7 protein-coding genes and 1 pseudogene are annotated in these 7946 nt (G+C 69.8%); 4 read left to right on the top strand and 4 right to left on the bottom strand.

What is annotated here, in order from left to right:
* A partial coding sequence (locus KY469_21785; GenBank protein ID MBW3665732.1) for a hypothetical protein occupies positions 1-278 on the bottom strand: 278 nt, incomplete at its 3' end.
* Positions 279-888: 610 nt separating this feature from the next.
* Here KY469_21785 and KY469_21780 point away from each other — a divergent pair.
* Positions 889-1053: pseudogene (locus KY469_21780) on the top strand (acyl-CoA/acyl-ACP dehydrogenase).
* Here the strand turns inward: KY469_21780 and KY469_21775 are convergent.
* The gene (locus KY469_21775) at positions 1046-1738 is read right to left on the bottom strand and encodes a sensor histidine kinase (GenBank protein MBW3665731.1); all 693 of its coding nucleotides are present in this window, start codon (positions 1736-1738) and stop codon (positions 1046-1048) included. The pseudogene KY469_21780 and the gene KY469_21775 overlap by 8 nt on opposite strands.
* Before the next feature lie 508 nt (positions 1739-2246).
* On the opposite strand from KY469_21775, the gene KY469_21770 reads away from it, so the two are divergent.
* From KY469_21770 to KY469_21760, 3 genes are all read left to right on the top strand, one after another.
* Positions 2247-3251, top strand: coding sequence for a hypothetical protein (locus KY469_21770; protein MBW3665730.1), 1005 nt, complete (start codon positions 2247-2249; stop codon positions 3249-3251).
* A gap of 163 nt (positions 3252-3414) precedes the next feature.
* On the top strand, positions 3415-4713 hold the full coding sequence (locus KY469_21765; protein MBW3665729.1) for an extracellular solute-binding protein: 1299 nt from the start codon (positions 3415-3417) through the stop codon (positions 4711-4713).
* A 17-nt stretch (positions 4714-4730) separates the two neighbouring features.
* Positions 4731-6536, top strand: coding sequence for a sensor histidine kinase (locus KY469_21760; GenBank protein MBW3665728.1), 1806 nt, complete (start codon positions 4731-4733; stop codon positions 6534-6536).
* Here the strand turns inward: KY469_21760 and KY469_21755 are convergent.
* Both KY469_21755 and KY469_21750 read right to left on the bottom strand, forming a co-directional pair.
* The gene (locus KY469_21755; GenBank protein ID MBW3665727.1) at positions 6466-7149 is read right to left on the bottom strand and encodes a response regulator transcription factor; all 684 of its coding nucleotides are present in this window, start codon (positions 7147-7149) and stop codon (positions 6466-6468) included. The two genes, KY469_21760 and KY469_21755, sit on opposite strands and share 71 nt — an antisense overlap.
* A 192-nt stretch (positions 7150-7341) precedes the next feature.
* Positions 7342-7946 (bottom strand): ABC transporter permease (locus KY469_21750; protein MBW3665726.1); only part of this gene is annotated, 605 nt, incomplete at its 5' end.

Raw genomic sequence — 7946 nt, 5'->3', positions numbered from 1 at the left:
ACCCTCCACTCGCCGTCCTCGAGGACGAGCGCGATCTCCTCCTGGGCATTGACCCCGATGCTCAGGTCGCCGGCTTCGACCCACGCCTTGGTACCGGACCGGCGCAGGACCCGGTAGTCGTCGCTTTCCCAGCCACCGTCGATGAGCAGGGCGAACCCGGGCCGGGCGTAGTCGGGGTCCTCCAGCGACCTGCGGTTGATGGACACCCGGTACCAGGGGTTCTCGCTCGTCAGCGACGTGATCGTGTCGAGGTCGCCGGCCAGGTAGGCGTACTGCAAGATCTGGGCTGCAACCGCGGCCTGGTCGCCGTCGACGCCGCTGGCCCCGGGTACCTACACGTGGCAGGCCAATGCCAAGGACACCTGCGGTGCGAACTCGTCGTATGCGGCGTCGCGCTCGTTCCGGGTGAACCGGCCGGCTCACGCCCCGCAGCTGATCGCTCCTGACGACGGCACCGTGACCACCACGCCGCCTGGGCAGCTGTCAGCTCGCTACAGAGATCCTGACGGTCACACCGGGGATGTCAGGTTCCTGGTGTGGGAGCAGGCCGCCGAGCTGACCGGCCATCCCGTCCAACGCACGCACGGGCTGGCGCTGGTCTCGACGGGGACGCCCGTGGGTTTCTTCAACCGCGCTTTCGTTCATGAGGATCCTGAGGACGCGGCGGCGAGCCTCAAGCACGCGCAGCGGTTCTTCGGCGACCTGCCCTTCCTCTTCGAACTCCGGCTCGACCACTGCCCGCGCGCCGCGGGAGAGGCGACCGACCGCGGCCTGCCGCTCGGACTCTCGTCGCCCGGCATGGTGATGAGCCCGGTCGATGTCGGCGCGCTGCGGTCCGAATGCCAAGGCCTCGACATCAAGCCGGTCTCGTCCGATGCGGACCTCACTGCCAACCTCGCCATCCAGGCCTTCGGCGGGCACGGGTACGTCGACGAGTACCCCGTCCAGAAGTACATGCGCGACGCCCGCGTGATGACCCTCTACGAAGGCACCAGCCAGATCCAGAAGCTCCTCATCGGCCGCGCCGAGACCGGCGTCAGCGCCTTCACCTGATCCGCCCCGACACCGCAAGGAACGCACCATGCCGCAGACACCGCTCGAGCTCTTCGCCATCGACGGCCTCCTCGACGACGAGGAACGCGCGACCACCGTGGGCCTCGACCAGGAGCCGACAGACGAACAGCCCGAGTCCGGCCGCCCCGTCCTCGTCGCGCACGTCCCGGACCCTCGCGAACAGCCGCCGTTGGACGTGCTCTGGGATCCCCCGCCCCTGGTCCCGCACCGCGATGACCACCTCGTGCGGGTCCCCTCCGAGCCCGACCTCTACGGGGCCGGTGGAGTAGCGCAGGGCGTTCGACAGGAGGTTGCGCAGCACCCGCTCCACGTGACGACGCTCCGCGGTCACGCAGGTGCGGTCCGCAGCGATGCGTGCGGCGATCCGTCGCTGCGGGTGCGCGCGCGTGAACTCCGCAACCACCTCACGCACCAAAGGCTCGAGGTCGCAGGTCACGCGTCGCTCCTCTTCCAGCCTCGCGTGCGACACGGCGATCTCGAGGAGGTCGTTGAGGAGACCGCTGAGCAGCGACAGCTGGTGGGCGGCCCGTTCCACGGATCGCTTCCGGTCCTGCTCGGGGACCTCGTCCCACCGCTGGCGCAGCAGTTCGATGAAGCCCCGCGCCGTGGACAGGTGCGAGCGCAGATCGTTCTCGGCGATCGCGAGCAGCTCCCCACCTTGCACACCGTCCAGAGGATCCTCCTCGGCACCTCCAGAACGGACACGGCGGGCCTCTGGCCCTCCGGGCCCCGGCCCGCCGGTCCGCCCTTCGTCCCCCAAGCCCCCACCCACCGTCAGTGTCCGCATCCTGTTCCGTCCGTGGTCGTCCGGCCCGAGCGTGGCAGACGAGGCCAGCAGCGGGAACCGTGATGCCCCCCCGTTCCCGGGGAGGGGAACCGCGTAGGGACCTGACGGGTGCACACCAGGTCACGTGGGCCCCGTCCCCGACGGTCGATCCGGCCGGGTTGGTCATCCCGGAGGGGGACTACGTGTTTCCCGCACCCCGGGTCCGCGCGCCACCACCCTTCCGGTGTGCGAGGAACCCCCGCTCGGAGTTGTGGCTAGACCACCCAGGAGGTTCAGCACTGGCACGCTTCCGGGACGTCCCAGGGACCCCCATGGTGGTTGCAGCGGTCGAGGTCTGAGGAGGCTCGACACACACCGCAGCACCGCCTCAATGGAGGGGATAACCATGAAGAAGCAACGACGGACGGACCGAGGGACGTCCACCTTCGAACGGAGGCTGGGACGTGCCGGGACGATGATCGCCGGCGCGCTGCTGGTGGTCGCGCTGGCCGTCCCCGCTGCGGCGGAGGAGTGCACGGGCGACGACACGACGCTCGCCTCCACCGACTGCGAGGGAACGGTGAGCGTCACGACCGAGGAGGACACCGCAACGGTGTCCGTCAAGTCGTCCACGCAGATCGAGACCGACGAGGGTCCGGTCGACGCCGACGCGGGCCTCAGCGTCGACGAGGAGGAGAGCACGGAGACACCGAGCTACCAGGGCACCGAACGCGAGGTGACCGTCCCCGGGACGGAGACACCCGAACTGGAAGTGACCACCCCGCGCGTCGACATCCGGGAACCGGTCGACGTCCAGGCCGGCGGTGAGACGACGGTCCCGTCGATCTCCACGGACAAGCAACGGTTCACGATCGGTGGCACCAAGTACGGCGTGCCCGACGAGCAGGTCCAGATCGACCTGTTCGGGAGCGAAAGCGAAGAGGACGACGGCGTCGTCACGACCCAGCCGCGGCAGCGGGGCGCCGGCAGCGGTCACCTCGTGGAAGGGGCCTACGGCACGACCACCGGGTCCAGCCCGGCCACCACGTCGGGCGCCGATCACCACCTGACCTCGACCCCGCCGCACGCGGAGGCCGGGGGCCGCGCGCCGCTCGCAGCGTCGGATCCGGTCGCGGGACGGTCGTCGCTGTCGGCCAGCACCGGATCGGCCAGCCCCGGATCGGCCAGCACCGGGTCGGCGAGCATCGGGTCCGGGGGTCTGCTCGAAGGGACCGGCAACCTGATCGACGCCGCCTTCGGGGCGTACGCACCACCAGAGGGCGGCGCCGCCGACACGCTCGGTTCGTCGGCCGGGAGCGCGGTGGTCTGGATCGCCGCCGTGACGATGCTGGCGCTCGCGGGTGCCGCACTCCTGCTGGCCCGGCGTCACTCGCGCATCACCGTGGCGTGATCACGAGGGACGGCGTCGAAGCGGCAGCGTCGAGGTAGCGACCTCGGCGCTGCCGTCGCGTCCGGTCGCAGAGACGTCCAGAGCACCGATCGCCGCCACGCCTTGCTGCTGGCAGAGTCGCGTGGGATGCTCTCGGCACGATCGAACAGATGGGGTCGGGTCCGTGGGGGTCGCGTCGACGTTCCGAGACCGTGTCTCCGCTCCCGGGTGGATCCGTGCGACGTGGGTTGCGCTCGGGTTCGGGGCTCTGCTGCTCGCGTCGTCCGCCTGCGACGGCGGGACAGACACCGCGCAGTCCTCCTCGACGATCCTGCGGGTGGTGATGGCCGACGACTGGGCGACCGTCCCCGCCGTCGTCGATGCCGTGCGTTCATTCGAGAGGGAGCACCCGGAGGTCCAGGTGCAGGTCCAAGGGGTGTCGTTCGCGCAGGTCCCGGACGTGGTCAAGACGAGCATCGCGGCGGACGATCCCGTCCACGTCGCGCACTGGCACGCCTTCGCGGCCGCGGCCGACGGGATCGCCGAACCGGTCGGGGACCTGTGGGAGGGCACGCTCCGCCGCAACGAGTACATCCCGGGGGCCGTCGACGACGTGACCTGGGAAGGCCAGCTCTACGGGGTGCCGCTCGACACCAACGCGCTCGTGCTGATGGCCAACCCCGAGATCCTGGACCAGCACGGCTTCGAGCCGACGGAGGAGGCGACGACCTTCGACGACATCGCCCGTATCGCCCGGGCGGTCACCTCCGAGGACGGCAGCGTCCGGGGCATCGCCGTGCCGAGCAGCACGTGGTTCGCGTACGGGTGGATCGCAGCGAACGGCGGGGAGATCGTCGAGATCGGCGACGACGGTTCGGTCACCTTCGGTCTCGACTCACCGGAGACGATCGACGCGCTCGGGTTCCTCGGCCAACTCGTAGCTGAGGGGGTGGCCTATCCGCCGGCGTCCCGCAACATCAGCCACGACGCGTTCGAGCTGTTCCGCGCGGGCAGCACCGCCCTGCACGCGTCCGGATTGTGGGACATCGCGACGCTGGAACGGGCGGAGCAGGGTTGGACGCCGGCGGTCCTGCCGATGCCACGGGGCCGTGAGGGCTCCAGCGAGGGCACCGCGCTGGGCGGCAGCAGCCTGTTCATCCCACGCGGCGTCGAGGAGCGCGAGCTCGCGTTCGAGTTCATGGTCCACCTCACCGCGGATGAACATGCCGTGCGCCTCGCCAAGGAGGAGGGCAGGCTCCCCGCCCAGCGCGACGTCTTCGAGGACCCGCACTTCGAGCACCCGGCGTTCCGCACGACGCTCCAGCAGCTCGAGATCGCCACACCCATGAAGCTGATCGCGTTCCCGGACGCCCAGCGCGCGTTCGTCGAGGCCTGGGAGGACATCCTGACCGGCCGCGCGACGGCCGAGGAGGCGTTGCAGCGGGCACAGGGCGCGGCGGTGCGCTCGTTGGAGCAGAGCTGACCGTGACGAGTGGGTCGGTGCTCGAACGTGCCTGGCGGAGACTGGGCGCCTACGTCGGCAACGCGAGGAGCTCGCTCTGGACCAAGCTGCTCGTGGGTTTCGTCGTGGCCGTCACGGTCGTGATCGCGGCCACGATCCTGCTCGACACCCGTCTGACCCGGGGGACGCTGCAGCAGCAGGCGAGGGACACGCTGCAGGGTGAGCTCGAGGTGCTGCGCGCCTCGTTCACCGATCGGCAGTCCACGCTCATCGCCGGTCTGCGCAACACCTCCCAGACCCTCGCCTACCGCGAGCTGATCGGCACCGAGAACCGTGCCGTGCTGATCAACGAGCTGGGATCGACCCAGCGCGATCTGCGCATGGACACGATCGGCGTGGTGCTGCCGGACGGGCGGGTACACGTCACGATCGGCGTCGGCCTGCCGGATCTGCCCCCGGAGGCGCTGGACGATCTCATCGAGGGGCCCGGTCACCACCTGATCCCGACGACGGACGGGCGGTACGTGCAGCTCGCCGCCGTGCCCGTGGGAGGCCCAGAGCCGTCCGGAGTGCTCGTCGGGGGCTACCTGTTCGACGACTCGTCCGCCTTCCAGCTCCGGCTGCTCGGGGGCAACGACGTGCTGCTCGTGGCGGACGGTCGGCTCGTGGGCAGCACCCTCGGGGATTCCCCCGCGAGCCCGCCTGGGTTCACCCGGGACTACGCGGAGCGGGAACCCACCGTCATCCCGGTGGACGGCGCCGAGACCTTCGTGGACTACGTCCCGATGTTCGCCTCCGCTGGCCCCTGGGAGGCGGAGGGAGCCGTCGGTATCGCCATCCCCGAGCCGCTCGCCAGGCTCGACCGTCAACTCCTGCGCAACCGGGTGGTGGGCGCCGCCGTGATCGCAGTCGTGGTCGGGTTCCTGGCCCTGTACGTCGAGCGGATCTTCGCGCGACCCCTGCTGGGTCTGGCCCGCACCGCCAAGCGCATCGCGTCAGGCGACCCGGACGCCAGGTTCGAAGCGTCGACGAGCGACGAGATCGGGTTGCTCGCCCAGACCCTCGAGCAGATGAGACGTGCCACCCAGCACCAGCTGATGGTCATCCGGGACCAGGCACAGGAACTCCGGACCGCGTCGGAGCGCATCGTGACCGCACAGGACGAGGAGCGGCGACGCCTGGCCAACGACCTGCATGACGGGCTGCAGAGGCAGCTGGTCCTGGTGAGCGCCCGTCTTGGCCTGTTCCGGCAGCTGCGGTCGGACGACCCCGAGACGGCCGAGGCCATCCTCGAGGAGCTCGAGCGGGACGCCCAGGCCGCGATCAAGGGCTTGCGCGAGACGTCCCAGCGGATATTCCCGACGATCCTGCAGGACCGCGGGCTGGAGGGCGGACTCAACAGTCTCGTCGGCCGGGCCCCCGTGAACGTCCAGCTCGAGACCGATCCTGATCCGTTGCCGCGGATCGACGGACGCGTCGAGATCAACGCCTACCAGCTGGTCTCCGAAGCCCTCACCAACGTGGTGAAGCACGCGGACGCGACGTCCGCCACGATCGTGGCGAAGGTCCGTGACGGCGCGCTCATCGTGGAGGTCAACGACGACGGGTGTGGCTTCGATCCCCGCTCGGTCGGTGACGAGGGGGGACTGCGCCACCTCCGCGACCGGGTCGCGGCCGTGGGAGGCAGCCTGGACGTGAGGTCGGTGGCCGGCGAGGGGACGTCGGTCCAGGCGCTGCTGCCGCTGTCGGAGGTGACGTCCGCCGACGGTGAGCTCAGTCCGCGGAGCGTTGAAGGAAGTACAGCACCGCCGCCACGCGTCGGTTCAGATCGTGGGAGTCGGTGAGGCCCAGCTTCGAGAAGATCGAGCTCGCGTGCTTCTCGACCGAGCGCTCGGAGATGTAGAGCTCCTCCGCGATGGACGAGTTCTGCTTCCCCGTCGCCATCTGGTTGAGGACGTCCTGCTCGCGTGGCGTGAGCTCCGAGAGGCGCGACGATCGCTTCTTGCGCTTCGCCTCGAACAACGCGTCCACGATCTTCGGGTCGAGCACCGATCCGCCGGCGGTGACCTCGCGCAGCGCCCGGACGAGCTCCTCAGCCTGCCCCATCCGCTCCTTCAGCAGGTACGCGAGCCGCTCGGACCCGTCCTGCAGGAGCGCCAGCGCGTACTCGGGGTCGTGGTGCTGAGACAGCACGACGATGCCCAGCTCGGGGTGCGTCTCACGCAGACGTAGGGCGAGATCGATGCCCTCCGTCGTGAAGGTAGGGGGCATGCGGATGTCGAGGATCGTGACGTCCGCCTCGACCTCATCGAGGAGGGACTCCAGGTCACCGGGGTTCGAAGCGGTACCGACGACGGTGGTATCGGTATGAGCGTCCAGGACCGCCTTGATGCCCTCGCGGACGAGGTAATCGTCCTCGGCGATCAGTACCCGGATCGGGTCTTCGCTCGTTGCCACCACCCCCGAGACGATCGTACATATCGACCCCTGTCAGCAGAAGGCGGGAGGCGCTGCTCGCTCCAGCCGCGGGGTTCGCTTCCGGATGACCGCCAACCGTCGAGCGTCTAGGTGACAGGTGTGTCTAGGCCGCAGACCTCGGGGGCGAGATCCGGGCAGGTCTCGGTTCTGCCTGTCGGTTGCGTCTGCAGCTCATTGCAACGGGCTGCGGGTGAGGCGGACGAGACGATGGTCGGGGGTGAATAGCCGGTTGAGCATGCCCAGTCCGATGACGGTGGTGGTGGTCGCTGCTGCGCCCAGCACCAGGAACATGACGACGGCTTGGACGAGCACGGCGTCGACCGGGTCGACTCCGGCGAGGATGAGTCCGGTCATCGCCCCGGGGAGGAACACGAACCCGACGGCCTTGGTGGTCTCGATCTGGGGGATGAGCGCGGTGCGCAGCGACGCGGCCAGGTAGGGGCGGGCGGCCTGCCGGTAGGGCTGGCCGAGCGCGAGACGGATCTCGACCTCGTCGGCCTTGTCGGTGATCTCCTCGACGACGCGACGGGCCGCCAGCACGGTGGCGTTCATGGAGTTGCCGACCATCATCCCACCCAGCGGCACGTGGGGGCGGGCTTCCAGCGGGTAGATGCCCAACCCGAACAGGGTGGTCAGGGTGACCGCGGCGGAGGCGAGGTAGGCGGCCAGCGCGAGGGGGAACACGCCGCTGATCTCTTTGACACGGCGGCGTACGACGTCGGCAGCGATCACGGTCATGCCGGCGATCCAGAGCCACGTCCACACCAGTGGGGTCG

The sequence above is a fragment of the Actinomycetota bacterium genome, assembly GCA_019347575.1.
Lineage (GTDB): Bacteria > Actinomycetota > Nitriliruptoria > Nitriliruptorales > Nitriliruptoraceae > JAHWKY01.
Note: the sequence above shows the minus strand (reverse complement) of the source record. Positions and strands in the feature narration are given on the sequence as shown.

Bases quoted from the DNA above. Each gene is read 5' to 3' on its own strand.
- KY469_21770 (MBW3665730.1), top strand. From the start codon at position 2,247: ATGAAGAAGCAACGACGGACGGACCGAGGGACGTCCACCTTCGAACGG.